This window comes from Niallia sp. FSL W8-0951 (assembly GCF_038006525.1).
Taxonomy (GTDB): Bacteria; Bacillota; Bacilli; order Bacillales; family Cytobacillaceae; genus Niallia; species Niallia circulans.
This window is the reverse complement of the sequence record NZ_JBBOVK010000001.1, coordinates 2,913,684-2,940,559: the sequence shown is the minus strand read 5'-3', so window position 1 is coordinate 2,940,559 and position 26,876 is coordinate 2,913,684. Positions and strand designations below refer to the sequence as shown.

The window sequence follows — 26,876 nt, the reverse complement described above, 5'->3', positions numbered from 1 at the left end:
GTTAATCACTTAGTGACACAATTCACAAACTAGTAATGGAAATGAAAACGGATACAATATCTTATTTTTACATGCTACAATGAAATCAAGTTAAGAGGTGATAGATAATGTATCTTGACGAAAGAAGTAATATCTTATTAAAGGAAGTATTGAGCAATCCGGATACTTCTAACATAAAGCTAGAGAAAAAATTTCAGTTATCTAGAAGGCAAGTTAGTTACAGTTTTCAGAAGATTAATGATTGGCTTGAATCGAATAATTACCCAGCTATCAAAAGAACAAATGGTGGAAAATTCATTATTAGCCCAGTCATTATGGAATTATTTGCTGAAAAGACAGACGAACAAGTAGATAAACATTACATTCCATCTGAAACGGAAAGAGCTCAATTTATTCTATTGTATATTATTAGTAGCAGTGAAGAGCTTTCCCTACTGCATTTTACTACCGCATTAGGTGTAAGTAAAAATACGGTCCTTCGTGATATGAAAAATGTTCAGCAAATGATTGAGCCATACGAACTTGAGGTTAGTTATTCAAGAATGAAAGGATATGAATTAAAAGGAAAGGAATGGGATGTCCGAAAATTATTAGTGGAAGTATTGGAAAATATCTTATCGATTTATAATGGCGAAGTTTATATTCAAAAGTTTATTGATATATCAAAAGACAATCTGACAACGATAAAAGAAAGACTTGCAGAAGTCGAAAGCAGTTTACACCTTCAGTTTATTGATGAACGAATTAATCTTTTGCCATATATTTTAGCAGTCATACTAAAGCGTATTCAACAAGGGAAAGTAATTCAAGATTTTTACCATATTGATTATCGAGCCTTGTCTGATACAAAAGAATTTATTGCTGCAGAAATCTTAATTAAAGACATGAAATCTATTCCGAAAGAAGAGCATCTGTTTTTAACCTTGCAGCTGCTTACATCCAAGATATTATCAGCCCAGTTTTTAGCTGATCATCAAATACCAGAGCTGACGAGGACCTTGGAACAATTTCTTCATACTTTTGAATATAAAGCGTGTATAGCCTTCAAAGATAAAGCGGCATTACTTGAAAGATTGGTTCTTCATATGAAGCCTGCTTATTATCGAATGAAATATAATTTAACGACGAATTACACGATGATGGAAAAAGTAAGCGAAGAATTTGAAACGATTCATTTTATTGTAAAGGATTCGATTTCTCCTGTAGAAGAATATATCGGCTGTCCCATACCAGAAAGCGAATTAATGTTCATCACCATCTTCATTGGCGGCCATTTAATCAGCTCAGGAGAAACAATCCAGAAGAAGAAGAAAGCGGTAGTTGTTTGTCCAAATGGTGTATCTATATCACGCCTAATGGAAAGCACATTACGTGAGTTATTCCCTGAATTTTACTTTTATCAAGCTTTATCTATTCGGGAATTTCAACAACTTAATTACCAAGTGGATATTATTTTTTCACCAGTACCTTTACAAACGGATACAAAGCAATTTGTCATTAATCGCATATTAACAGATTTTGAAAAAGTTCAGCTTAGACAACGAGTATTAAGAGAAATATTTGACTTAAATACTAGTGTGATCAACATTGAACAGTTAATGGGGAAAATTGAGAAATATGCTTCAATAAAAGATAAAGAGTCTTTGCGCAGTACCTTACAAGAACATTTCTCTATTACAACAACTATTGATTCACAAGAATCAATAGCGAAGACAGATTTATCCCTTTCCTCTCTCTTAGCACCAGACATGATTACCGTGGTGAAAAGAATAGAAGGTTGGCAGCAAGGAATCCAACTTGCAGCAGAAAAGCTGTTGAATAATGGCAGCATCACAGAAAATTATATTGCAGAAATGGTGAAACAGTATCCTACAATGGTCCAGCATATCTTACTAAGAAACGTGATAGCCATTCCTCATGCAGGTCCAGAAGATGGTGTAAATAAAGTTGGCATGAGCTTATTAAAAATAGAAGAAGGTATCCCATATAATGATAATATTTGCGTGCATTTTATCGTGGTACTGGCATCTACAGATAAGCATAAACATCTTTATGCATTAAGACAGCTGATGAGTTTATCGAAAAATGAAGAAGATATCAGCAATTTAAAAAACAGTAATGATTCCAATCAAATATATGAAATCATTAAAAAATATTCTTAAAGTTAAGTGAAAGTGGAGGAGTTTAAAATGGCAGTTGCTTCATTTATTAAAGAAAGCTTAATAAACGTCGGATTAAAGGTAGAAAATCAAGATGAGCTTTTCAACGCAATGTTCGAAAAGGCATACAAGCAGGGGTTTGTAAAAGAAACATTTCTACCGAAAATTAAGGAGAGAGAATCGATCTTCCCAACAGGGCTCAGTGTCAATAATTATAGTATCGCTATCCCTCATACAGATCCGGAACATGTAGTGGAGCAATTTATCGCCGTTTCTGTTTTAGAAAAACCAGTATCCTTTCATTTAATGGAAGATAATACAAAAACAACGGAGGTGCAAGCTGTATTAATGCTTGGCTTAAATCAGCCACATAGCCAAATTGAAGTTCTTCAGGAATTAATGCAAGTCATCCAAGTAGAAGAGCATCTTGAAAAGCTTATTCATGCAAAGGATAAATCTGATATAACAGCATTATTTGAAAGCATTAAAATTTTATGAAAGGTGGTGAGTAGATTGAACAAGCCAATAGTACTTGTGGCATGTGGTGCAGGGATTGCTACATCAACAGTTGTTTTAGATCATTTAGAAGAATTATTTAGACGAGAAAATCTAAAGGTAGAGCTTGTTCAATGTAAAATAGCAGAAGTGGCATCTTTACAAGATGATGCGTTTTTAATTATATCAACTACTATCTTGCCGACAAAATATAAAGTCCCAGCAATCAGTGCTACTGCTTATATTAGTGGGTTAGGTATAGAAAAACTAGATAAAGAGATTCTAAGTTATTTTGAAAAAACAAACAAAACAATCTAAATACAAGCCAATTAATAAGTTAAAAGAATGGAAGGGGATTTTAAAAATGAAAAAATATAAAATTTTAGTAGCATGTGGAGCAGGTATCGCAACTTCAACTGTAGTTTGTAATCGAGTGGAGAATTTGGTGAAGGATAACAATATTAATGCAGAAGTTATTCAATGTAAAATAGCAGAAGTAGCTTCAAAACAAAGTGAGGCAGATATTATCGTTTCAACTACTATTCTTCCTACAACTTATCAGATACCAGCAATTATAGCTACGGCTTATATCACTGGAATTGGAATGGAAAGTTTAGATAAAAAAATACTTGATCACTTGCAATAATGAAAAGAAGTTAAGGGAATTTGGGTGAAATTACTGTTTGTTGTTATATAACAACAAACAGTAATTAATTCTAATATATAACAAAAGAAAAGAGGGAAAAATATGCAAAAGCTATTAGATGGCGTTCAGTATGTACTAAATCTTGGACCAACTGTAATTTTACCTATTGCTATCATTCTATTGGGTCTTGCATTTAAGACAGGCTTTAAAAAGGCATTAAAAGCGGGAATAACTATTGGGATTGGATTTGTAGGGATTAACTTAGTTATTGATTTGCTTGTTAGTACTCTTGGACCAGCTGCACAGCAGATGGTTGAGCGTTTTGGATTAAATCTAACAGTTATTGATACAGGGTGGCCTTCAGCAGCAGCTCTATCTTGGGCATCACCTGTTGCAGCAATTTTAATTCCGATTTGTTTATTTGCAAACATCTTTTTCTTATTAACAAAGATGACAAAAACTTTGGATATTGATATTTGGAACTACTGGCACTTTATTGCAGCTGGTGCAACTGGCTATATTGTAACAGATAGTTGGTGGTTTGCAATTTTATGTGCAATTATTTATCAATATGCAGTACTGTTTGTTGCTGATAAAACGGCTCCTATGGTTCAAAAATTTTATGGGCTTGATGGAATTTCATTACCAACTGGTTCTACAGCGGCTTTCGGACCAATTGGTATATTAGTAGGCTGGGCTATCGCAAAAATTCCCGGAATAAATAAATTAAATGCAGACCCTGAAACCATTCAAAAGCGTTTTGGAATTTTTGGTGAACCAATGATGATGGGAATAATCCTTGGTGCACTTATTGGATTACTTGCTGGTTATGATATCGGAAAAATATTACAAACAGGTATTTCAATGGGAGCAGTAATGTTATTGATGCCGCGTATGGTTAAGATCTTAATGGAAGGTTTAATACCAATTTCAGAGTCAGCACGGTCGTTTTTGCAAAAGAGATATGGTGATAGAGAGATTTATATAGGATTGGATGCTGCAGTATCTGTAGGACATCCATCAGTGATGGCAACTGCACTTATATTAGTTCCAATTACATTGTTTTTAGCTGTAATCTTACCAGGTAATAAAGTGCTGCCATTTGGTGATTTAGCGACAATTCCATTTTATATTGCGTTTGTTGTAGGATCTCGTAAAGGAAATATCATTCACTCTGTTTTAGCTGGAATCGTAATGGTAGCGTTATCACTATATATGGCTACTAATTTTGCGGAGGTTCATACTCAGATGATTTCTGGTGCACAATTTACTTTACCTGAGGGTGCTACCCAAATTTCTAGTTTAGATCTAGGAGGTAACTTATTTAACTGGTTAATATTAAAATTCTCTGAAGCGGTTGCCTTTTTGTTTGGAAAATAATTAGAACTTAATGAATAAAAGCAGATGATTTAAGCAATTAGGCTGGTGCGTCTGCTTTTATTTTGAAATGAAAATAATGAATGGAGGTTTAAACGATGAAAGCAGCAGTTCTCCACGCTGAAAACAAAATAATTTATGAAGATATAGAGTTAGAATCTTGTAATGCTACAGAAGTTAAGGTCAAAGTAATGGCTGCTGGTATCTGCGGATCTGATACACATAAAATGACAAGTGTTTGGAAATATCCATTACCAGCAATAATGGGACATGAATTTTCAGGAATTGTTACTGAAATTGGATCTAAGGTTACAAATGTGAAAGTTGGTGAAAGAGTTGTTGTCATTCCTTTTATACCTTGTAACGAATGTGAATATTGTCTAAAGGGACAATTTTCATTGTGTGAAAATCATGGAATGATAGGATCAAAATCTTATGGAGGATTTGCAGAGTATTGTAATGTTCCTGCTAAGAATATTTTATCAATTGGCGAAATGGATTTTGAAGAGGCAGCAATGATTGAACCACTGGCAGTTGCTTTACATGGAGTATTAAATATTAAGCCGCATTTAGGTGATGTAGTAGCAGTTTTTGGTGCAGGAACAATTGGTATGCTCGTTATTCAGTGGTTAAAAATAGCCGGGGTTAAAGAAATAATAGCTATTGATATTTCCGATGAAAAGTTAGCAGAAGCAAGAGCATTTGGCTGTGAAAAAACTATTAATGCAAAAAAAGAAGACTTATATCAAAAAATCGAAGAATATACCAATGGCCTTGGTGTAGATATAGCTTTAGAATGTGCAGGTTCAAAAATTACACAAGAACAATGTTTATTGATTACACGTAAGAAGGGAAAGATCGGATATTTAGGCATTGCATATTCTGATGTAACTTTATCACAGAAAGCATTCGAAAATATTTTTAGAAGAGAGTTAACCTTAAAGGGGTTTTGGAATTCCTATTCAGCTCCTTTCCCTGGTGAAGAATGGACAAAAAGCATTTCATTTTTACAAAAGGGACAAATTAAGTTGAAAGATTTAATTTCTCATAGATTTTCTTTAGAAGATACTCAAGCGGCTTTTAATCTAATTATTAATCGTGAGGAGAACTATGGAAAAGTGTTAATTTTACCAAATGGGAGTGAGAATTAAATGAAAGCTGTAACAAAATTAAAATCTGGTTATGATGAAATGGAGCTAATCGAAATCGATGAGCCTTCTGCATATGACGATAAAGTAAAAATAAAAGTTGCATACACAGGGATTTGTGGATCAGATATTCACACCTTTAAAGGAGAATACAATAGTAAAAATACTCCAGTAGTATTAGGACATGAGTTTTCTGGTGTAGTAGTGGAGGTCGGCAAAGATGTTACAAGAGTAAAAGTCGGAGATCGAGTAACAAGTGAAACGACCTTTACAACTTGCGGAGAATGTATCTATTGTCAAGAAAAGGACTATAATCTTTGTCCAAATAGAACAGGTCTTGGTACACAAGTAAATGGTAGTATGGCAGAATATGTGATTGCTAGGGAAGAGAGCATACATGTATTAAACGAAAAGGTTAGTTTAGAAGCAGCTGCTTTAACAGAACCATTAGCTTGTTGTGTTCATGCTGCGTTAGAAAAAACAATGATTGCAGAAAACGATACTGTTTTAGTATTTGGTCCTGGTCCCATTGGATTGTTATTAAGTCAAGTAGTAAAAGCACAAGGCGCCTTCGTTATATTGGCTGGCATTACAAAAGATAGAAAGCGATTAGATCTTGCAAAGGAATTAGGAATAGATGTTGTCGTGGATCTTTTACAAGAAGATTTGAACGAAATGGTTTACCAATATACGGATGGCTATGGTGCGGATAAAGTATTCGATTGTTCGGGAGCGGTTCCAGCTGTAAACCAAGGTCTTGCACTAACAAAGAAAAAAGGAACATTCGTTCAAGTAGGATTATTTGCAAAGAAAGCAAATGAAATCGATCAAGAGTCCATTATTCAACGCGAAATTAACTATATCGGCTGTCGTTCTCAAAAACCTAGTTCTTGGGATATTGCCCTGAAATTACTAGAGGATGGAAAAATCGATACAGATAAAATGATTACAAAGATCGTATCACTCGCTGAATGGCGCACTGGTTTTGAAAAAGTAATGGCTGGTGATGAGATAAAAGTTTTAATTGAATCTTAAGCAGCTGTCAGATAAGAATACTCCACTTACATCATAAAGCGGGGTATTTTTATCTATTTACTTTATTATTAATTATCTTTCATCACTAGATGGCACAAAAGAAATAACAATATTGAAGATGAAAACGTATACAGATAACTAGGGTTTATGTGATAAAATGAACATGCCAAAAAGGAACTAACAAAATGTAATGGGCATGAGAGTTGATTGTTTCATGATAGATTCTATTATTTGGTTCTTCCTGGAAGGAAATAATACGTTTTTTCCCGATTAATAGAGTTGACTAATAGAGAGGATGAAGAGCATGAAGTTAGCCATTGCATGTGATCATGGTGGATTTTTGCTAAAGGAAGCAGTGAAGAAATATTTATTAGAACAAGAAGTTGAAGTAGAAGATTTTGGTTGTCACAGTCGAGAAAGTGTAGATTTCCCAGACTACGCCAAAAAAGTGGGAGAATCGATTGTTAGAGGTCAAAATGATTTAGGAATTCTTTGTTGTGGAACTGGCATTGGAATGAGTATTGCGGCAAATAAAATAAATGGAATTCGAGCAGCTGTAGTTGGAGATGTTTTTTCCGCGCAAGCTACTAGGGAACATAATAATAGTAATGTTCTATGTTTAGGAGAGAGAGTGACAGGAGAAGGTTTGGCCTTGCTAATAGTAGAAACATGGCTTCAGGCGAAGTTTTTAGGAGGAAGACATGAAAGAAGAGTCGGAGCTATTGGGGAATTAGAAAAATATCTATGTTGATAGATAAAGAGTATAAAGATAAAAGGATGTAAAACAGCTAATCAAATAGAAATCTATAAGATTAAATAAGGGGAAACAGGAGGCATCCAATTTGAAGGTAGGTATCATGATTGCAGGAGTACTGCCTGGGGGAGTAAAGCAGATTATTTATAAAATATTTAATGAATTGACTCCAACTCACCAATTATTTGGGATTGAAGTGAATAAAGAAACAGGGAAAGCGGACTATCTTGAATTTATTGTTAATAATGATTCTCCCTATTTAAGTGATTCTCTATTGAAGCCAACTCCATTATTAGACAATATTAGATGGGAAGAAATCTGTTCCCCGATGGATAGTATAATTTTATTGGCGATGCACAGGCAAAAAAACGGTGGGCGCAGACATTTGCAATGAGCAAAACGATTCATTCCTTATACGTTCCTGTTTCTATTTATAACAATATCAAAGGTTCAGATTGGTCTTTAGGCTATGACACCGCTATTAATAGTATTACACAAATGGTTCTGAAGGTAAAAGATACCATTCATTCGCTGAAATACGAAAAACCAAGATTGTTTGGCTTTGCTATAAATGGATACCCTTCGAATCATATGCTCCAAGATATTTCCATGGCGGTAGATGGCCATTTTTTAGCAAATATGTTTGAATTAGAAGAAGTAGAGCTTTTATGTAATAAAATCGATAATAGTTTTAATTCTCTTCAAACTTCTTCAGTACTAGTATACAGCCATTTAAATAAAGCAAGTGTAGAGAAGAAGCTGATTCGCTCTTTAAATGTGGATTGGAAATACACGGAAATTGATGAAGCTCTATGCATGGGAACCAATCCAACAACAATTGATCGAATATTAGCAAATAAAATAGCGGAAACCATATTATTATGGATAAAAAATGATAATCCGACAGGAGAAATAGCAGTGAAAAAAGAGGGAGTTCTTTATTTAAATAAAAAATACGAAGGAATGATAGTATGACTAATACAGTTGTTGCAAACGTAGAAAAACTAGCAGTAAATACAATTCGAACATTATCCATTGATGCCATTGAAAAATCAAATTCTGGTCATCCAGGTATGCCAATGGGGGCAGCACCAATGGCATATACACTATGGGCAAAGGAAATGAATCATAATCCAGCTAATCCTAATTGGTTTAATCGTGACCGGTTTGTTTTATCAGCAGGACATGGTTCCATGCTTCTTTATAGCTTATTACATTTATTTCAATATGATGTAACCATTGATGATTTGAAAAATTTCCGTCAATGGGGAAGTAAAACGCCAGGTCATCCAGAGTTCGGCCATACTCCAGGTGTGGAAGCAACTACTGGCCCATTAGGACAAGGAATTGCGATGGCAGTAGGAATGGCAATGGCAGAAAGACACTTGGCAGAAACTTATAATAAAGAAAATTATCCAGTAGTAGATCACTATACGTACAGCATCTGCGGTGATGGCGATTTAATGGAAGGAGTATCTGCAGAAGCAGCATCGCTTGCAGGTCATTTAAAATTAGGTAGATTAGTAGTATTATATGATTCCAATGATATCTCGTTAGATGGTGATTTGCATCTTTCTTTCTCTGAAAGTGTTCAAAAGCGTTTTGAAGCATATGGATGGGAAGTTATCCGTGTGGAAGATGGAAATAATATAGAAGAAATTCATAAGGCTATTACAAAGGCGAAACAATCAGAGATTCCTACTCTCATCGAGGTGAAAACCATAATTGGATACGGTTCTCCAAATAAAGGTGGAAAATCTGCATCACATGGTGCACCACTTGGAGCTTCAGAAACACAATTAGCAAAACAAACGTATGGGTGGGCATATGAAGAAGCATTCTGCGTTCCAGCAGAAGTATCGGATCATTTTGCGGCATTAGCGCAAGCAGGCGCAGAAAAAGAGAAAGCATGGAATGAACGTTATGAAAAATATAAAGCAGCCTATCCAGAATTAGCTGGCCAATTAGAATCCGCAATCAAAGGGAAGTTACCAGCTGATTTGCAAGCAAAGCTACCTGAATTTACTGTAGGGGAATCGATGGCAACAAGAGAATCTTCAGGGAAAGCAATTCAAGCAGCAGCAAAAGAACTTCCATTTTTATTTGGTGGCTCAGCTGATTTAGCAGGATCCAATAAGACGTTAATGAATGCTGAAAAGAACTTTGCCATCGATGGATATGCTGGTAGAAATATTTGGTTTGGTGTACGTGAATTTGCAATGGGTGCAGCATTAAATGGATTAGCACTGCATGGCGGAGTAAAAGTATTTGGCGCAACATTCTTCGTTTTCTCTGATTATTTACGTCCAGCTATGCGTCTAGCAGCATTAATGAAACTACCAGTAACATATGTATTCACACATGATAGTATTGCTGTCGGAGAAGATGGGCCGACCCATGAGCCAATTGAACAATTAGCTTCCCTACGGGCAATGCCAGGATTATCGATTATTCGTCCAGCAGATGCTAAAGAAACAGCTGCTGCATGGCAGCTGGCATTAGAAAGTACAGATACACCAACAGCGCTAGTATTGACACGTCAGAACCTGCCGACTCTCGACATAACGAAAGAAGAAGCATACGAAGGGGTAAAAAAAGGTGCATACATTCTTTCCCGGGCTTCAGAGGAAGCGCAGGCATTAATTTTAGCAACAGGATCAGAAGTTTCTCTTGCAATCAAGGCACAAGCAGCTTTAGCAGATGAAGGAATTTCTGTAAATGTGGTAAGTATGCCAAGCTGGGATCTTTTTGAAAAGCAATCTCCTAAATATAAAGAAAGAATACTGCCGAAAAGCGTTCAAGCACGTGTTGCTATCGAGGCTGGGGCCTCTCTTGGCTGGAGAGAATATATCGGTGCAAAAGGGGAACATATCACAATTGATCATTTTGGTGCTTCAGCTCCGGCAGATAAACTTTTCCAAGAGTATGGATTTACGGTGGAAAATGTTGTTGCTAAGGTGAAAGCTTCCATGGCAAAAAACTAAACACTAATGAATACGAGCTAACGACTGTAATAAGTTGTTAGCTTTTTTAGTATGAAAAAACTAGTATATAATTAGAAATACTGATAAAAAGATAGATATTTCTTCCACATAGTCTTTCTATTACCATATTAGTAGAATATAATAGATTTATATTAGCAAAAAGATTAAATTCCTTTATTTCGAGGAATGAATAGATTGAAAGCTTATTGTAAGGATGGGGGAAGTTTTATGTGGCAAGATTGGCTGCTTGAACTATTAAAAGGATTTGGTAAATTATTTTTAAATCCTGTTTTTTATTTATCATTTTTATTTGCCGCTTTTTTAGGGGTTTCTAGAGTGAAAAAGGAAAGAAGAAATTTCACAGTAAGAGCACAGGATGCTTATTTTGAACTGAAACAATTACTTCCACGAGGGATAATTGTAGGGCTATGTGTTTCTGTTCTTTCAATTGGCCTTGTTTTAGTAGTTCCAATGGAATTTATTATTTTCACAGGAATTTTCACCATAATATTTGCTTTAATTGGAAAAACAAGAATATTATCACCTGTATACACGGCTGGTTTAGGCATTATCGCAAGTAGTGTATCTGTTTTCCTTGGCTTGGATTATTTCTTGTTTTCTAAAAGCAATCTTCAGCCTTCTGAGTATATTTTTCCAACTGCCATTATTTTATTAGGCTTATTGATTATTTCCGAGGGAATATTTGTTCGTGGAAACGGAGTAAAGGGGACTTCGCCGCGATTGAAGAAAAGTAAGCGAGGTCAAGTTATAGGTGTTCATTTACTTGAAAGAGCATGGATTATGCCGGTATTTTTATTTATCCCATCAGGCGTACTGACGATTCCATTTGAATGGTGGCCAATGTTTACTATTGCAAATCAAACCTATTCTTTAATTTTCGTTCCGTTCTTGATTGGTGCAAAACTAGAAGTACAAGGAGAGCACCCTATTATTGCTATTAGAAATGTGGGACGAAATCTAATTATTCTTGGTTCTTTTGTCATAGTAGGTGGAGCGGCAGCTTATTTATACCCGCTTGCATCGCTTGCCCTAGTGATTGTAGCCATTATCGGTCGGGAATGGATTACTTTAAAACAGAGAAATAAAGAAAAAAACAGATCTTTTTATTTTTCTAGAAAAAATAATGGGGTAGTAATTTTGGGAATTGTACCAGATTCGCCCGCTGATAAAATGGGACTTAGAATCGGAGAAATGATTTCGAAAGTAAATAGCATTCCAGTTCAAGATAAAATTCAATTATACAAAGCATTACAGAAGAATTCTGCCCATTGTAAGCTGGAGGTCTTTGATACTCATGGCGAAATTCGTTTCGTGCAAAGAGCTCTATTTGAGGGCGATCACCATGAATTAGGTTTGTTATTGATTCCAGATGAAAAAGTTCATGGGAATGAAGCAGTGTAAAAGTGTGATTTTTCTTAATTCCCCGGAATAATTTCATAATTGACCGGAATGGTTTTTCATAATTATTCGGAATGAAAAATTGAGTAATCTTAAATTGATTTAAGATTACTCAATTATATATTATTATATCTTTTAAACTTATAAGTAAAATAACTTTTTTGGGGGTGATTATTTATTGAACAAAAAATTACTTTGTGTAGTTAAACCTAGAAAAGATGAAAATATCTTTAGTTATATTAATAGATTATCAATTGAAAATATGTATGAAACAAATACATGGATATTAAACGATTCTGATTTTAATCACTATATTGGTCCTCGCAATCTGCTACCATGGAAATTTGATTTTTCATCTTTAATGAATTTAACTGGCTTGTCACTTAATGAATTATTAATAACTACATTTTATAACGAGTTTGACTATGAAAAAGGAAAATTTAAGCATTTTAATTTTTCTTTGTATCAAGACAGTTTGATGAATGCTCATGCTAAGGTATGTCCTAGATGCCTTGAAACTGTTGGTATTCATCATAAATTATGGGATATAAGAATTTTTTTAGTATGTCCAATACATAATTGTTTCCTTGTTTCTTCATGTAGTAGCTGTGGAAAACCAATTAAACAATATAGAAAGAAGTTTTATTATTGTAAATGTAATAAGGACTTAAGGACCTTAAAAGTTAAAAATGCTGACGAAAGCAATTCCTTCGTGTCGAGAATCATCTATTATAAATTTAACTCTGATACCAGAAATTTTAAAGAAAGTAATCTAAATTTGTTAACTAAACTTGATCTAAAATATATCTTATTGATTTATCACTTTTTTATAAGATTGTACTATAGAGATAAGAGTAGAGTAGGGAGTATTTCAATTCCATTTGAATATGAAGATAGAGAATTTACTACCTTAATTATGAACATTACAAAAAGATTCGAAAATTGGCCTGTTAATTATTCTGATTTTTTGGAATTGTACAGAAGTTTTAAGAAGTGTAAGCCTAAATATGATAGAGGCAGTTATATTAATAACTTTGGCTACTTTTTTATTGATTTATATAATAAGTATAGTCATCCTCAAATGGACTTCTTAAGAAATGAATTTGAAAATTATATATTTAAAAACTGGGATAGTTCATTAATTTCAAATAGTAGGAGTTTTAACAAGGATATTTATAGTGCTTATTATCTTTCATTATCACAAGTCGCTAACATGTTAAAATGCAAACACGTTACTGTAAAAAAACTTATAGCTAATGGATTTCTTAAAGCGAGTATTACCAAGGAGAGAGAAGAATTTTTAGTAATATCGAGAGAAAGTGTTAATAGATATCTTTCAAATAAAAGATTCTTGGTTAATAGAAAAGTAACAAGTAGTATTTTAAACATATCACTTAACGGTGTGATTTCTTTAGAAAAGACTCTTTTGGAAGTAAAAAGTTCTCCAATCATTAATGGTACTAATGAAGTATTATATGACCGGCGGAAGATTGACCAAATCTTCCGAATTATAGAGAAAAGGTATGAAAGATATTGTTTACAAAGTAATCAAATTTCTTGTAATGAAGAAGAGCTAACAGATATTACAAAGAGTATTAAATATTCAGTAGGCACCAATTTATCCGATATGATTACACTTATAGTCAAGGGGAAAATACGTGTGGTTGATAAAAGAGTGAAAGATACAGGCTTAAAACGATATCTTATTAGAAAAAATGAAGTATGGGAAGAGTCATTAAAAAATAAGTTAGAAACAGGAAAAGGGGTATTATCTCGACTGGAACTAGTTAAATACCTAGGGATAAAAAATAGTCAAATTAGTTTGTTAATCAAATATGGGCTATTAAAACCAACCGAACTAATGGAAAAGCCATATTTTTCAGTAAATGAAGCAAAAAAATACAAAAATAATTATATTAATTTATCTCAGCTTAGTGATCTTGTTTCCCAAGACATTGACTTACTGTTAAACACATTAACTAGTAAAGACATTAGCCCTGTATTAAATCATTTCCAGAATAAATTTAAAATATATAGTAAAAGTGATGTAAAGCTAATTATAGAAGAATAAATATAAAATCTCAGCTTTTTTGAATAATTAATAAAATTCAGTAGGATTCAGTCATTAGAATGCTATTTTAATCTTTATTAGATTATGTTAATTACGCTTTTTAAGAATAATAAGCGTTTACCATCGTTTAATTCAGGTCCTGAAACAGCAATCAATTTCCCCTTATTATATTTTTTTAATATTCTTTTTGTACTAATAGATTTAATCATGGAAATTTGAAAGGTTGTAAAGTACTTGGATTCAAATTTAGTAAAGGAATCGTTTGTAATAGCCCCTGAGCTATTAGTTTTAAGTCTATTTGTACAAATCCAATATTCAATATCCTTTTTCTTAACACCAAACAAGAAGGCAACATCTTTTTGCGATAAAACTCCACTTTGTTTAGCCAGTTTAACAACAATATTTCGAACTATTTTAAAAAGTACTCTTTTTGAAACCAAAGAATTACCCAAAACTTTTTTATCTAATTCGAATGGTAAGCACCCTGCCAACATTGCTTTAATTACAACAAAAGAGTAATGTACACCAACCCACTGAAAGGCTTTATTTAAAATAATTTTTGGTCCAATTATTAGAGTGGTTCTCTGTTGTAACCTTAAAGTGATTTCTTCTAATTTGCCAATAGGGATTTGCCATTGCATTACAGAACCAGTTTGTATGTTAATAGCTGGCCATAATACATTATTGGAAAGTATGTTAAAAGTAACTTTTGGGCTTGTCCGCCAAGTATTCCGTAAGTGTTCTTTTGAAATCGATTCTTTGTAAAGGGACAACCATTTTTCGATTTCAATTTTTTTCACAAAGAAAAATTCCATTTCCTTGAAGTTACACATAAACAGCTGAAAAAAATCACTTCTTTTAATTGTATCTTCTTTTAATTTAGTAATTTCACATGCCTTTTTTATACTAATAAATTGATTTGGATAACTATTTGGTAATTGATTCTTAAGTATATAGTTCATAAACTCAGTGTGCAATGGTTCCAAATTAGTGCCAATTAACTTATTAACAGCATTACAAAATAGACGAAAACTATTAAGGTTGTTTTTATTTTTCATCAATCTAATGAATGTATAAAATTGCTTTGGCCAATCCCTCAATAATATGTAAGCGTGTATGTATAAAGGACAAGATTGAATAAGTGTTTTTGATTTTTTTAAACGGCTATTAACAACTGCGTTTCCGCTATATTTAAAACCATCTAATGTTATAATCTCATCAATATTGATTGTTTGTGGTATCCAAGTTGCTAAAAACTCTAATGCATAATAGAATGTCGAAGAATTTGAAATCCAATCATTAATATTAACAGTTTTATCATGGGAGAAAAATTTATCAACCTCTTGTTGATAATTAAATAGAAGAGATAATGTAACATTTTTGGGTTTAGCTGAAGATAAAGGCATCCCACAAACACATTTATCGGAAATAACGGTCTTAATATTTATATCTCTAGAACAATACATACATTTATCAATTAGAAATAATTTGTGCTTTCTACATATAAAACTATATGTAAAACTCCAGTCTAAACGGTGAATCGGTTCCTCTTTTAAACATACTGGACAAACCTTTGTTGTTTGGTATGAAAACCAAGGGCACTTAATAGTGTTCTTGGTATAATCTACTCTTAAACCGTGAAATTCTAATAGATAAGTAAAAGTCATACTGTTTGCAAGCTGATATTCGATGCGTAAAAAGTTTGAAGTATCTTTAATATGGTTTTGTTCGCCCCAATTCATTAAATTAACATTAGGCTGATAACCTGTAAATACGGAAAAGTGATCATTAATCCATTTTATGTTATCCATTAAGTTTTCTTTTGCCGTCCTATAAAAGAATCCAGTAAGGCTTTCGTTGTTCTTAGGCTTTAAATAAAAAAGTAACATGATGTTCTTCACCTCAAATATAATAATCTCCAAAAAAATACTCTGGTAAACTAGGTGATAATATGGAACAAGTTAGAAAAATAAAACCATCCAAAAAAGGCAGCTTTAGAGGCTTTATAAATAGCAAAAAGTCTAATGAAATGGTTGCTTGGGAGAGTCTGTTAGAGAAGGACTTCATTAAGGTTTTAGATTTTGATCCTTCAATCATAAAAATTCAATCTCAACCAATAAAAATAGAATACAGATATAAAGGGAAGATATACAAATATTTTCCTGATTTTTTAGTGGAAACTAAGGATAAACAGTATATTATTTTTGAAGTTAAGCCAGAGGATAAGATTAAAGAAGAAGATAATAAAGTTAAATTTGAAGTAGGGAAAATATATTGTGAAAAAAAAGGATGGAAATTCAAAATAGTTACAGAAAAAGATATAAGACAAGGATATCTAATACAAAACCTCGATAAGATTAGAGGAGTCGACGAAAGGTTAACTAAAGAAAGTACAAAAATAAAAATTTATAATTTTATACAAAAAAATGGAAAAAGTAAGATGGAAGATATCATAAAGTTTGATGATAGTATACCTAGTCCAGAAATTTATTCGAATTTATACTATATGATTTATAATCAGCAATTAAATATTGATCTCATAAATGAATTACTCAATGATGAAACTTTTATAGATATTGTGAGGGGATAGTTACTAATGAGTATGTTTGCATTTTTAGCAGGAACAAAGTTAATGATAGATGAAGATAGATATATAGTTAGAAGAGAAATAAATGGAGCAATCGAACTAGAGAATTTAAATTACAATAAAATCGAGATTTGGGATAAAGAACACTTATTAGAAAAGTGGAATAAAGAAGAATTAGTATTCAGAAATAACGATTGGCGCAGCAATGAATTTGAAATTAGGGACTTTTCATTGCTAGATATAGATTCAGTTAACGAGGCTAAAAGAAGGTATAAAATTATAAAACCAGTGATAGACGGAGAGATACTACCTGCAGAAATTAAGAGTTATTTAGATACGATAGAACCAAAAGTTAGTAAAACAACCTTTTATGAATGGAAGAGTAGATGGGAAAAATATGAAGATATTCGAACTCTTGTAAAAAAGAAGCCTGGTCCCAAAAATCATTATACAAAGGGAGAGATAGTCGAACTAATAGAAGAACTGGTAAATGAATTCCAATATAGTGGTGAAAAGTTTACAGATGAACATCTTTTTTCTGAATTTTCATTAAGAATCGAAGAAATTAACAGATTTAGAGATGATAAAAATAAAATTAAAATAGTATCTCGTTCTACATTTTATAGAAGGAAGAAAACTATAGAAGACAAATTTAGAAAAGAAGAGATTAGGCTTGGTAAAGTTGAAACTGAATTGAGGAAGAAAGGTTCTAGAAAAGAAGTTGTAATTACTAAACCCTTGGAAAGAGTGGAGATTGATTGGACACCTGTCGATGTCTTATTAATTAATCCATCGACACTAAAGCCAGAACGTCCTTGGCTAGTCTATGCAATAGATAAAGCTACCGGTCATCCACTAGGATTTTATGTAACATTTAAGGATGTAAATGCATCTGCGGTGAAACAATGTCTATTACATTCTATTATGCCAAAAACGTACCTGAAAAAATTATATCCCTTAATAGAAAATGATTGGGTAGCATATGGAAAACCCTCTGAGGTAGTATTTGATAATTCAATAATAAATGAATCGTATGATGTTAAGGATACTTGCCAACAGTTAAATATAAATGTTCACTTTTGTAAAGTTGGTGCTGGTTATCAAAAGGGAACTATCGAGAGAGGATTTAGAACACTTAACACTACATGGATTCATACATTAAAAGGAACGACTTTTTCAAATGTTTATGAGAAAGGATTATATGATTCTGTAGGAGAAGCTTGTATAACAATGCAGACGTTTATTTATATGGCTCATCTGGTGATGGTAGATGTAATTGCGAATTCTTATGATAAGAGACGAGGAGGAAAGCCAAAGGATCTATGGCTTAAAGGATTAGTGAATAATCCTTTGCTACAATTACCTATACCACAAAGCAAAAAAGAGCTTAAATTAATTTTTATGAGTGGAATAGATTATAGAAAGATACAAAATAAAGGCGTTGTTATAGAAAACGAATACTATAATAGTAAAGATTTAATGGAACTTAGAGCTAACTTAATTAACGAGGTAAAACACGAAAAGAAAATTGGGTCTGTTAAAGTTCGATATGACTTAGCGGATATGAGATCTGTTTATGTTTATGATAAATTTAAAAAAATATATATTCAAGCAAATAACACATCTCTTGAAAGAAAGGAAATTCCCACGAATTTACCTGTTTATTTGTCTCAGTTAGAACTAGACTCTTCGGTAAGAACACTTGGCGCTAACAAAGATGATGTAACTAATTTAGCAAAAACCATAAGAAAAGTAAAAGAGCTCACAAATTGTGATAAAAAGAAATATAACAAACAAAAACGCAACTTGGAACAGTTGAATAAACGAGATTTGCCTAAGAGTTATAATTATGAAGGTATTTCTTCAATGGGATTAGCGGAACTACAAATTGAAAGTCCTATTGAAGCTGATACAATAGTTGTTCATTATGATGAACAGAAAGAAAGGGAAAATAAACAGAAAAAATATGCAACTAAAAGTAAAAAAGAGCAATTACAAGATGAAGAAACAATGATTGGGAAAAGTAATAGTGATTATATTGATTTAGACTCATTACCAGATTATGGAGTGAGTTTCAAAAAATGAGGTCATAACGATGAATGAATTATTTAAGCCACTAAAAGGTAAAATTCCTGATGTCAAAGAAATAAAAAAAAGGAAAGAGCACGTTAAAAGTATCATTATTCAATATCCGCGTTATAAAAAAATATTAGATAAAATAGAAGAACACCATCAGTTATCCTTTGGTTCTGTTCAGCCTGATGGTTTATTTATATATGGTGAAACTGGTCTTGGGAAATCTACTCTACTCAAAGAGTATGAAAGTAAATATCCGAGAAAAATTATTGATGGTTTTACAAAAATTCCGATTTTATATTTAACAGTTCCTGTAGGAGCAACACCAAAGTCAGTGGCTTCTAAAATATTGTTGAATATGGGAGATCCAAACTATGATCGTGGTACAGAGAATAATATGACTGTCAGAATATTATCTTTTGTTGAAAAGTGTGAAGTTGAAATGATTATAGTAGATGAGTTTCAACATTTAATTGATAGCGAAAGTAAAAATGTATTAAACAAAGCATCTAATTGGGTGAAAAATTTATCTAATGAAGTTAGAATACCAATATTAGTATGCGGAATGCCTGAATCAAATAAAGTCTTTGTTTATAATGAACAATTAGACCGCCGCTTTTGTGAAAAGCAAAGTTTACAGCCTTTTTCCTACCAATCGAAAGAAGAGGAAATAGAATTTAGAGCGTTTTTAAATGGATTAGATAAGCAACTGCCCTTTCCTGAGCAAGCTTTCTTAGCTGATCCAGTATTAGCAAAGAAGATTTTTTATGCAACTAAAGGAAATCCATTTTATATAAAAAAACTAATAGAAGAATCAACCGTACAGGCTTTAAAAAGTGGGAGTGATTTAATTTCTGAGGATGACTTGTATATTTCATTTAAATCCATTTCATTATCAACAAGACCCTTTGTTATCAATCCATTTAATGATGAGAAATTTAATTTGATTGATGCATTTGAGAAAGAGAAAAGGATGAAAAAATACATATAATAACGCGTAATAAGAAGGTGAAAAATAAATGAACTCGTTTTTACTAATATTAACGCTTTTATAATTGATAAACGTCTAGAACCTTGTTTCATAAGGGATTAGACGTTTTTTATGAGATTTAAGGTTAATAGTAATTAACGCTTAATTTAAAAGTTAACACTCATTTTATTTTAGTGGAGGAGTCTCTTGTGTAACTAAAGGGGGAGTTGAATAAGGTATAAGTTCAAAATATTATTTGACATTATCAATTAATGATGATAACATCTAATTAGAGGCGATAATATATGAAAACACAGGATAAAATTCAAATACGTGAATTGCTCCAGCAATTGGTAAGGGACTTTGGTCTTCTTCAGAAAGACGGATCTGATTGTTGTGGAATTACAGTATCACAAAGTCACATTGTTTATGAGTTAAGTAAGAGCCCAAATATATCTCTACAGACATTGGCAGAAAAGTTAATGATGGATACAGGGCTTTTAAGTAGACAGGTAAATAAACTGGTTGAACTTAACTTTATTTTAAGAGTTCCAGATCCTAATGATAGAAGGTATGTCCTTTTGTCACTTACGGATGAAGGGGAATTGAAGGCAGAGGAAATTTCCAATCAAATGTTAGAGTATCTAGGTAATATTTTTCAACATATTCAGGAAGATAAACATCAACAGGTAATGGAAAGTCTAAGTTTGCTTCTATATGCAATGAATAAAAACAATGGGCTAGGTAGTTGTGCCACCAAATAAGGTGGCTTTCATTAAATATTATAATTGATAAAGTCAATTAATGTGAAAGTCAATTAAGGAGTTGGAAAAATGATTAGAAAAGTAGAGGAAAGGGATTTATTGGCTATATTAGAGATTTATAATCAAGGAATTGAAGATGGAATAGCCACCTTTGAAGAAGAACTTAAAGACGAAAACTATATTTACAAGTGGTTTAATCTCCATAATGGAAGATATTGTGCTTTCGTAGCAACAAACGAACAAGGAGAAATAACTGGTTGGGCTTCCATAAATGCTTATAATACAAGAGCTGTTTACCAGGGTGTAGGAGAACTATCCATATATATACATAGGGGATTTAGGGGGAAAGGAATAGGTCAGCAATTATTACGGGTCTTAGAAGAAGAAGCAAAATCACATGGTTTTTACAAGTTAGTGCTCTTTACATTCCCTATCAATGCTTTAGGTCAAGGTCTTTATCGAAAGCAGAATTATAGGAAAGTTGGATTATTTAAAAATCAAGGAAAATTAAGAGGGGAATTTGTAGATGTAATGATTATGGAAAAATTGCTTTTTGATCAAGATTATTATTTGTTAAAAACAAAGGAGAGTAAATAATATGTCAGAATTCAATATCCTATCAACTTGCTGTAAGCCTTCTAGTGCGATTGAAGAAAATGATTATATTGAAAAAGAATTACCTATAGCTATTATCGGTGCGGGTCCTGTAGGTTTAGCTGCTGCAGCTCATTTCATTCAATATAAGCAAAAAGTGATTATTCTAGAAGCTGGAACTGAAGTTGGAGCAAACATCCTTACTTGGAAGCATATAAAACTATTCTCACAATGGAAATACAACATCGATAAAGCAGCATCTACTTTATTAGAGAGATATGGATGGGAACAACCGAATCTTGAGGAAATACCTACTGGTAAAGAACTCGTGGAAAATTATTTAATCCCTTTATCAAAGATTCCAGAATTACAAGAAGTAATAGCTTTAAATACAAAAGTCATTTCTATAGCCAAAAAAAATACCGATAAAATGAAGACAGCTAACAGAGAGAATGTCCCATTTGTTATTTATACAGAGTATAAAGGGACTATTCAAGTTCTTGAGGCAAGAGCTGTCATTGATGCTACTGGTACATGGGGAAATCCTAATCCAGCTAACTCCAATGGAGTTTGTTTAGAATCAGAAAAATCCCTGAAGGACAACATTTTTTATGGGTTACCTGATATCTTGGGAGAAAGTATAAACCGCTACAAAAATAAGAAAGTAGCAGTTATAGGAAGCGGTCACTCTGCCATTAATGCTTTATTAGAATTAGGGATTTTAAAGGAAAAGAACCCTAAAACAGAAATTATATGGATTATCCGCAAAGAACGGGTAGAGGATGCATATGGTGGAGAGGAAAAGGATGCCTTAGAAGCAAGAGGATTATTAGGCAGCAGGATTCATGGATTGGTGGATAAAGGGATCGTTCAAGTACACACTTCCTTTAGAGTAGATCAGTTGATAAAAAGGAATAATACCTCAACGCTAAATATTATAGGAGAAGTGAACGGTGTAAAGCTGGAAATTGAATCGATTGATGAAGTTATTGTCAATACAGGAAATCGACCTAGTTACTCTTTTTTAAATGAATTACGTACAAAAGTTGATTTTGCTACTGAAAGTGTAGAGGCAATTTCTCCTTTAATTGATCCTAATTTGCATAGCTGTGGAACAGTTCGTCCACATGGTGAAAAAGAATTGAGGCAGCCTGAGAAGAATCTATATATTGTTGGATCTAAAAGCTATGGTCGAGCTCCAACCTTCTTAATGGCTACAGGATATGAACAGGTGCGTTCAATAGCAGCATTTATGGCAGGAGATATAGAATCTTCTGAAAAAGTGGAACTAGATTTACCTGAGACAGGGGTTTGTAGCGTGAGTTTCTCTAATATTACAACTAATAATAGTTGTGAGACGAATTCGTGTTGCTCCTAATAATTAAGAGTGAGGGAGATATATGGTTATAAATAAAGGTGGCAATCTAAGTAAAGATTATTTTAAAGCTTACATGAAATTAATCATGAATAGTTTGGAAGTTTCCATTGAATTAGCAAGAGAAAAGGCTTTTGCAAGATTATTTAGCAATAAAGAAAATACACTTGGATCTATATCCTATAATAATTTCATTCGAGCTTATTGCGAATTAGAGAAGGAAATAGCTCATTAATTAAATATACTATTGAAAAGAGAAAATAAGAGTTCAACTAACTCTTATTTTCTTGCATACTATGACTACTCCATTTAGTATAAAAGTAATTCAAATGGAACGGATGATTATACATGACTATTGAACAAATAGATACTACTGCGAATATTTTGAAACTACTAGGTGATAAGACAAGGTTATCAATAATGGGAATGCTAATGATAAATGACTGCTGTGTATGTGAGTTTGTGGATGTGTTTCAAATGTCACAGCCAGCTATAAGTCAACATTTGAGAAAATTAAAAGATGCTGGTCTGGTTAAAGAGCAAAGAAAAGGCAAATGGGTTATCTATTCTCTAGACCGAGGAAATCAATATTTCCCTATGATTAAAAACATTTTAAATTACATTCCAAATCAAAATGAAAAATTTATTTGGCTTGAGGAAAACGGAATGCGTATTTCTTGTGAATAAATAAAATAATAAGGGTTAATGTCGTTGACATTAACTTTTTTTATAATTAACATATAAGCATATAATTATATACGCAAATGAGTTCTTCATTAATATCTTTGGTTTGTTACATGAGTACCATTTTTTTTTGAAGATACTAAGGGAGGTAAATAAATCTGGCAACTGTAATGGATTTAAAGGATACTGCAAATGTATTAAAGCTTTTAGGAGATAAAACAAGATTATCTATGGTAAGCATGTTGGATGAACAGGAATGTTGTGTCTGTGAATTTGTTGAAATTTTTAATATGTCACAACCTTCTATTAGCCAGCATTTACGGAAGATGCGAGATCTTGGAATTGTTAAAGAACAAAGAAAAGGTCAATGGGTGGTTTATTCTTTAAACACATCAAGTGAATACTATGCATTAGTAAAAGAGTTATTAAAACATGTACCAAGTCAGAGAGAAAAATTTCAATGGCTGGAGGAAAAGGGTTTAAGAATTATATGTAATTAATGGAGGTTAACAGCTTTGTTACAAACTATATTAGCAATAATTATCTTTTTAGTAACACTGACATTAGTTATCTGGCAACCGAAAAATCTTTCGATTGGTTGGTCAGCATGTGGCGGGGCAATATTAGCTCTTCTTGTTGGTGTAGTTGATTTCTATGATGTCATTGACGTAACTGGAATTGTTTGGAATGCAACACTTGCATTTGTCGCAATCATTATTATTTCTTTAATCTTAGATGAAATAGGATTTTTTGAATGGGCAGCTTTACATATGGCAAGAGTTGCTGGTGGTAATGGACTCAAGATGTTTGTTTACGTTGCTATTTTAGGTGCTATTGTTGCAGCGTTTTTTGCAAACGATGGGGCAGCACTAATTTTAACACCAATCGTTTTAGCGATGGTTAGAGCTTTAAAGTTAGACGAGAAAATGGTTTTTCCGTTTATCATTGCAAGTGGTTTTATAGCAGACACTACATCATTACCTTTAGTTGTTAGTAATTTGGTCAACATTGTTTCTGCTGATTTCTTTGATATCGGATTTGTAGAATATGCATCCAGAATGATTGTGCCAAATATTTTTTCTTTAATAGCAAGTATCCTGGTGTTGTACTTATATTTCCGTAAAAGAATTCCAAAGGTTTATGATTTAAATCAATTAAAAGTACCACAAGAAGCAATAAAAGATTTAAAGATGTTTCGTTTATCTTGGATGATTTTAGCTGTTTTACTTATTGGCTATTTCGTGAGTGAATTCCTGTCTATTCCAGTCTCAATCATAGCAGGTGTAATTGCGATTATTTTCCTTGTATTTGCAAGAAGAAGCGCTGCTGTATCTATTAAGAAAGTAGTAAAGGGTGCTCCGTGGGCAATTGTATTCTTCTCTATTGGAATGTATGTCGTAATTTATGGATTGCGTAATGTAGGTTTAACAGACCTGCTATCTAGTGTTATTCAAGCAGCTGCAGACCAAGGATTGTTTGTTGCAACCATGGGAATGGGATTCATTGCAGCAATCATATCGTCCATAATGAATAATATGCCAACTGTACTTATTGATGCATTAGCAATTGCAGATACAAATGCTACAGGAGTAATAAAAGAAGGGTTAATTTATGCCAATGTTATTGGATCTGATTTAGGTCCTAAGATTACACCAATTGGTTCATTAGCAACGTTGTTATGGCTCCATGTTTTATCTCAAAAAGGTGTAAAAATATCATGGGGAACTTATTTTAAAACAGGTATTGTCTTAACTATTCCAACCCTTTTGATAACTCTAATCGGCTTATATCTGTGGCTTTCCATTCTTTCATAAATGAACGGGAATTGTTAATTATACAGAGTAATATTGATACTAATTTTGGAGGATATAAATATGAAAGTACTAATTATAGGATCTGTAGCAGCAGGAACATCTGTAGCAGCAAAGGCACGTAGGAACGATGAAAATGCGGAAATCACTCTATATAATGCAGACTATGACATTTCTTATTCCATATGCGGTATTCCTTATTTTCTAGGTGGAGAAGTAGAAAATCTGGAAACATTAACTCCAAGAAGTGCTGCTTGGTTTAAAAAGCGATATAACGTAGATATTTTTACTCGTCATGAAGTAACTACAATTGATGCCGAGCAGAAGAAAGTTCAAGTGAAGAACTTAGATACAAATGAAATAAAAGAAGACTCTTATGATGTATTGGTTTTTGCAACAGGGGCTTCTCCAATTAAACCTGATATTGATGGAGTAGATGGAGAGCATGTTTTCCAAGTTCGTACGATACAAAATACAGCAGCTATTGATCAATATATGAAAGCAAACCAACCAAAGAAAGCAACCATCATAGGAGCTGGCTATATTGGATTAGAAATGGCAGAACAGCTTACTCATAGAGGTTTAGAGGTAACAATCGTACAACGTAGTAATCATGTAATGGCACATATGGATAAAGATATCGCTTCACGAGTGGAAGAACACTTAGTTAAAAAAGGAGTCAATCTCATCTTAAATGATGAGGTAACTGCGATAAGCAAGAAGGAAGTACAAACTAAATCAGGAAAAGCTATTGAAACGGATATTGTTATATTAGCTACGGGTGTTCGTCCAAATACACAATTGGCTAAGGAAATCGGTGTTGAAATTGGTAGTACTGGAGCTATTGCAGTTAACTCCAAAATGCAGACTAACCTTCCTGATGTTTATGCTGTTGGTGATGTTGCTGAAAGCTACTCCGTTATTACAGGAAAACCTATCTATCGTCCATTAGGAAGTACAGCTAATAAAATGGGAAGAATAGCTGGAGATGTAATAACGGGAGGTTCTTTAGAACACCGAGGTATTTTAGGTACTGGTATCTTAAGAGTATTTGATTTGGCTGTTGGTCAAACAGGTATGAATGAGGTGGAAGCTTTAGAAGAAGGATATGATATTGAAATACTTCATAATATTAAGCCAGCTAGAGCAGAGTACCTCGGAGGAAAAGAATTAGTTATTAAAGCAATTGCAGATAGAGAATCTGGCAGAGTATTAGGTGTCCAAATAGTAGGAGAAGAAGGTGTGGATAAACGAATTGATGTATTTGTAACGGCAATGACGTTTAAAGCAAAAGCAGAAGATTTATTCCATCTTGATCTTGCCTATGCACCTCCATTCAGTACAACAAAAGATCCAGTAATGTACACTGGAATGGCTCTGCAAAATGCTATCGAAAAGAAAAATAAGTTGATGACACCAAAGGAACTAACGGAGAGAATAAAAAAAGGAGAAGCTCTTCAAGTAATTGATACCAGAGCACCAAAACAACATAATGTATCAAAAGTGGAGAGTGCGATAAATATACCACTAGGTGAATTGCGTGTGAAAAGTAGAGAGCTTGATCGTAACTTACCAACCGTAACTTACTGTAATGGTGGAGTCACTGGGAATGCTGCACAAAATGTTTTGCGTAACTTAGGGTTTAATGATATATATAATCTTTCTGGTGGAAATAAGAATTACCAAAATTATATGAAGAATAAATAAAAATTAACATTTAGACCTCGGGTGTAGAGTACTTGGGGTCTTTTTTGCAAAAGTGTTATATATCCAATACTAAGTTAAGAAGAAGAGCTTGTAAAAAAATGTACTTAAACAAATGGGTGCTTCCCTTGAATAAATGGAACTTCTCTTCCTTTTGTCGCTATGGGAGCAGAATAATTATACAAGGTGATTATTATGATTTTTTCGTTCCAGATAGAAATTG

At 33.0% G+C, this 26,876-nt stretch carries 25 protein-coding genes; 24 read left to right on the top strand and 1 reads right to left on the bottom strand.

What is annotated here, in order from left to right:
* Positions 1-107 precede the first annotated feature (107 nt).
* From NSS71_RS14660 to NSS71_RS14600, 13 genes are all read left to right on the top strand, one after another.
* Positions 108-2,162 (top strand): BglG family transcription antiterminator, encoded by a 2,055-nt coding sequence (locus NSS71_RS14660; RefSeq protein ID WP_047943921.1) that lies wholly within the window; start codon positions 108-110, stop codon positions 2,160-2,162.
* Positions 2,163-2,189: 27 nt separating this feature from the next.
* Positions 2,190-2,657, top strand: coding sequence for a PTS sugar transporter subunit IIA (locus NSS71_RS14655; protein ID WP_047943922.1), 468 nt, complete (start codon positions 2,190-2,192; stop codon positions 2,655-2,657).
* A 15-nt stretch (positions 2,658-2,672) separates the two neighbouring features.
* Positions 2,673-2,972: a PTS sugar transporter subunit IIB gene (locus NSS71_RS14650; protein ID WP_047943923.1), complete on the top strand. Its 300-nt coding sequence runs from the start codon at positions 2,673-2,675 to the stop codon at positions 2,970-2,972.
* 46 nt (positions 2,973-3,018) lie between these two features.
* The gene (locus NSS71_RS14645) at positions 3,019-3,300 is read left to right on the top strand and encodes a PTS sugar transporter subunit IIB (protein ID WP_047943943.1); all 282 of its coding nucleotides are present in this window, start codon (positions 3,019-3,021) and stop codon (positions 3,298-3,300) included.
* Positions 3,301-3,402: 102 nt separating this feature from the next.
* Positions 3,403-4,680 carry a PTS galactitol transporter subunit IIC gene (locus NSS71_RS14640; protein ID WP_047943924.1) on the top strand — a complete coding sequence of 426 codons (1,278 nt, stop codon included), beginning with the start codon at positions 3,403-3,405 and terminating at the stop codon, positions 4,678-4,680.
* A 95-nt stretch (positions 4,681-4,775) separates the two neighbouring features.
* Positions 4,776-5,828 (top strand): galactitol-1-phosphate 5-dehydrogenase, encoded by a 1,053-nt coding sequence (locus NSS71_RS14635; protein WP_047943925.1) that lies wholly within the window; start codon positions 4,776-4,778, stop codon positions 5,826-5,828.
* Positions 5,829-6,860 (top strand): zinc-binding dehydrogenase, encoded by a 1,032-nt coding sequence (locus NSS71_RS14630; RefSeq protein ID WP_047943926.1) that lies wholly within the window; start codon positions 5,829-5,831, stop codon positions 6,858-6,860.
* Between the two features lie 304 nt (positions 6,861-7,164).
* Positions 7,165-7,611, top strand: a complete 447-nt coding sequence (gene rpiB / locus NSS71_RS14625) for a ribose 5-phosphate isomerase B (RefSeq protein ID WP_095322077.1) — start codon at positions 7,165-7,167, stop codon at positions 7,609-7,611.
* A 91-nt stretch (positions 7,612-7,702) separates the two neighbouring features.
* Positions 7,703-8,008: a hypothetical protein gene (locus NSS71_RS14620; RefSeq protein ID WP_321198329.1), complete on the top strand. Its 306-nt coding sequence runs from the start codon at positions 7,703-7,705 to the stop codon at positions 8,006-8,008.
* Positions 8,005-8,589: a 6-phosphofructokinase gene (locus NSS71_RS14615; protein ID WP_321198330.1), complete on the top strand. Its 585-nt coding sequence runs from the start codon at positions 8,005-8,007 to the stop codon at positions 8,587-8,589. The genes NSS71_RS14620 and NSS71_RS14615 overlap by 4 nt, the downstream gene beginning before the upstream one ends.
* Positions 8,586-10,598: a transketolase gene (gene tkt, locus NSS71_RS14610; protein ID WP_341151786.1), complete on the top strand. Its 2,013-nt coding sequence runs from the start codon at positions 8,586-8,588 to the stop codon at positions 10,596-10,598. Before NSS71_RS14615 ends, tkt begins: the two co-directional genes overlap by 4 nt.
* A 228-nt stretch (positions 10,599-10,826) precedes the next feature.
* The gene (locus NSS71_RS14605) at positions 10,827-12,020 is read left to right on the top strand and encodes a PDZ domain-containing protein (protein WP_061800407.1); all 1,194 of its coding nucleotides are present in this window, start codon (positions 10,827-10,829) and stop codon (positions 12,018-12,020) included.
* Positions 12,021-12,195: 175 nt separating this feature from the next.
* Complete coding sequence (locus tag NSS71_RS14600; RefSeq protein ID WP_341151785.1) at positions 12,196-14,088, top strand: TniQ family protein; 1,893 nt, start codon at positions 12,196-12,198, stop codon at positions 14,086-14,088.
* 77 nt (positions 14,089-14,165) lie between these two features.
* On the opposite strand, the gene NSS71_RS14595 is transcribed toward NSS71_RS14600, so the two are convergent.
* Positions 14,166-15,977: a TniQ family protein gene (locus NSS71_RS14595; RefSeq protein ID WP_341151784.1), complete on the bottom strand. Its 1,812-nt coding sequence runs from the start codon at positions 15,975-15,977 to the stop codon at positions 14,166-14,168.
* A gap of 62 nt (positions 15,978-16,039) precedes the next feature.
* Here NSS71_RS14595 and NSS71_RS14590 point away from each other — a divergent pair, with 62 nt between their 5' ends.
* The 11 genes from NSS71_RS14590 (at position 16,040) to NSS71_RS14540 (ending at position 26,656) form a co-directional block, all read left to right on the top strand.
* A complete protein-coding gene (locus NSS71_RS14590; RefSeq protein ID WP_053215733.1) occupies positions 16,040-16,678 on the top strand; it encodes a TnsA endonuclease N-terminal domain-containing protein in 639 nt (212 codons plus the stop codon).
* 6 nt (positions 16,679-16,684) lie between these two features.
* The gene (locus NSS71_RS14585; protein WP_163187421.1) at positions 16,685-18,760 is read left to right on the top strand and encodes a Mu transposase C-terminal domain-containing protein; all 2,076 of its coding nucleotides are present in this window, start codon (positions 16,685-16,687) and stop codon (positions 18,758-18,760) included.
* Positions 18,761-18,770: 10 nt separating this feature from the next.
* Positions 18,771-19,742: a TniB family NTP-binding protein gene (locus NSS71_RS14580; protein ID WP_163187423.1), complete on the top strand. Its 972-nt coding sequence runs from the start codon at positions 18,771-18,773 to the stop codon at positions 19,740-19,742.
* 284 nt (positions 19,743-20,026) lie between these two features.
* The gene (locus tag NSS71_RS14575; protein ID WP_047943233.1) at positions 20,027-20,485 is read left to right on the top strand and encodes a MarR family winged helix-turn-helix transcriptional regulator; all 459 of its coding nucleotides are present in this window, start codon (positions 20,027-20,029) and stop codon (positions 20,483-20,485) included.
* A 69-nt stretch (positions 20,486-20,554) separates the two neighbouring features.
* Positions 20,555-21,082 carry an arsinothricin resistance N-acetyltransferase ArsN1 family A gene (locus NSS71_RS14570; RefSeq protein ID WP_016204943.1) on the top strand — a complete coding sequence of 176 codons (528 nt, stop codon included), beginning with the start codon at positions 20,555-20,557 and terminating at the stop codon, positions 21,080-21,082.
* 1 nt (position 21,083) lies between these two features.
* Positions 21,084-22,457 (top strand): NAD(P)-binding domain-containing protein, encoded by a 1,374-nt coding sequence (locus NSS71_RS14565; protein ID WP_341151783.1) that lies wholly within the window; start codon positions 21,084-21,086, stop codon positions 22,455-22,457.
* Positions 22,458-22,479: 22 nt separating this feature from the next.
* Complete coding sequence (locus NSS71_RS14560) at positions 22,480-22,689, top strand: hypothetical protein (protein ID WP_047945104.1); 210 nt, start codon at positions 22,480-22,482, stop codon at positions 22,687-22,689.
* Positions 22,690-22,802: 113 nt separating this feature from the next.
* Entirely contained in the window at positions 22,803-23,141 is a 339-nt protein-coding gene (locus NSS71_RS14555; RefSeq protein WP_341151782.1) for an ArsR/SmtB family transcription factor, read from the top strand.
* Positions 23,142-23,308: 167 nt separating this feature from the next.
* Positions 23,309-23,638, top strand: a complete 330-nt coding sequence (locus NSS71_RS14550; RefSeq protein WP_171510383.1) for an ArsR/SmtB family transcription factor — start codon at positions 23,309-23,311, stop codon at positions 23,636-23,638.
* 15 nt (positions 23,639-23,653) lie between these two features.
* Positions 23,654-24,952: an arsenic transporter gene (locus tag NSS71_RS14545; protein ID WP_047945085.1), complete on the top strand. Its 1,299-nt coding sequence runs from the start codon at positions 23,654-23,656 to the stop codon at positions 24,950-24,952.
* 60 nt (positions 24,953-25,012) lie between these two features.
* The gene (locus NSS71_RS14540; RefSeq protein WP_163187427.1) at positions 25,013-26,656 is read left to right on the top strand and encodes an FAD-dependent oxidoreductase; all 1,644 of its coding nucleotides are present in this window, start codon (positions 25,013-25,015) and stop codon (positions 26,654-26,656) included.
* Positions 26,657-26,876: the final 220 nt, after the last annotated feature.

Coding starts and splice junctions, on each gene's coding strand:
- NSS71_RS14605 (WP_061800407.1), top strand. CDS start 10,827: ATGTGGCAAGATTGGCTGCTTGAACTATTAAAAGGATTTGGTAAATTA.
- rpiB (WP_095322077.1), top strand. CDS start 7,165: ATGAAGTTAGCCATTGCATGTGATCATGGTGGATTTTTGCTAAAGGAA.
- tkt (WP_341151786.1), top strand. CDS start 8,586: ATGACTAATACAGTTGTTGCAAACGTAGAAAAACTAGCAGTAAATACA.
- NSS71_RS14570 (WP_016204943.1), top strand. CDS start 20,555: ATGATTAGAAAAGTAGAGGAAAGGGATTTATTGGCTATATTAGAGATT.
- NSS71_RS14555 (WP_341151782.1), top strand. CDS start 22,803: ATGACTATTGAACAAATAGATACTACTGCGAATATTTTGAAACTACTA.
- NSS71_RS14540 (WP_163187427.1), top strand. CDS start 25,013: ATGAAAGTACTAATTATAGGATCTGTAGCAGCAGGAACATCTGTAGCA.
- NSS71_RS14580 (WP_163187423.1), top strand. CDS start 18,771: ATGAATGAATTATTTAAGCCACTAAAAGGTAAAATTCCTGATGTCAAA.
- NSS71_RS14655 (WP_047943922.1), top strand. CDS start 2,190: ATGGCAGTTGCTTCATTTATTAAAGAAAGCTTAATAAACGTCGGATTA.
- NSS71_RS14590 (WP_053215733.1), top strand. CDS start 16,040: ATGGAACAAGTTAGAAAAATAAAACCATCCAAAAAAGGCAGCTTTAGA.
- NSS71_RS14645 (WP_047943943.1), top strand. CDS start 3,019: ATGAAAAAATATAAAATTTTAGTAGCATGTGGAGCAGGTATCGCAACT.
- NSS71_RS14560 (WP_047945104.1), top strand. CDS start 22,480: ATGGTTATAAATAAAGGTGGCAATCTAAGTAAAGATTATTTTAAAGCT.
- NSS71_RS14585 (WP_163187421.1), top strand. CDS start 16,685: ATGAGTATGTTTGCATTTTTAGCAGGAACAAAGTTAATGATAGATGAA.
- NSS71_RS14630 (WP_047943926.1), top strand. CDS start 5,829: ATGAAAGCTGTAACAAAATTAAAATCTGGTTATGATGAAATGGAGCTA.
- NSS71_RS14595 (WP_341151784.1), bottom strand. CDS start 15,977: ATGTTACTTTTTTATTTAAAGCCTAAGAACAACGAAAGCCTTACTGGA.
- NSS71_RS14635 (WP_047943925.1), top strand. CDS start 4,776: ATGAAAGCAGCAGTTCTCCACGCTGAAAACAAAATAATTTATGAAGAT.
- NSS71_RS14615 (WP_321198330.1), top strand. CDS start 8,005: ATGAGCAAAACGATTCATTCCTTATACGTTCCTGTTTCTATTTATAAC.
- NSS71_RS14640 (WP_047943924.1), top strand. CDS start 3,403: ATGCAAAAGCTATTAGATGGCGTTCAGTATGTACTAAATCTTGGACCA.
- NSS71_RS14550 (WP_171510383.1), top strand. CDS start 23,309: ATGGATTTAAAGGATACTGCAAATGTATTAAAGCTTTTAGGAGATAAA.
- NSS71_RS14575 (WP_047943233.1), top strand. CDS start 20,027: ATGAAAACACAGGATAAAATTCAAATACGTGAATTGCTCCAGCAATTG.
- NSS71_RS14660 (WP_047943921.1), top strand. CDS start 108: ATGTATCTTGACGAAAGAAGTAATATCTTATTAAAGGAAGTATTGAGC.
- NSS71_RS14565 (WP_341151783.1), top strand. CDS start 21,084: ATGTCAGAATTCAATATCCTATCAACTTGCTGTAAGCCTTCTAGTGCG.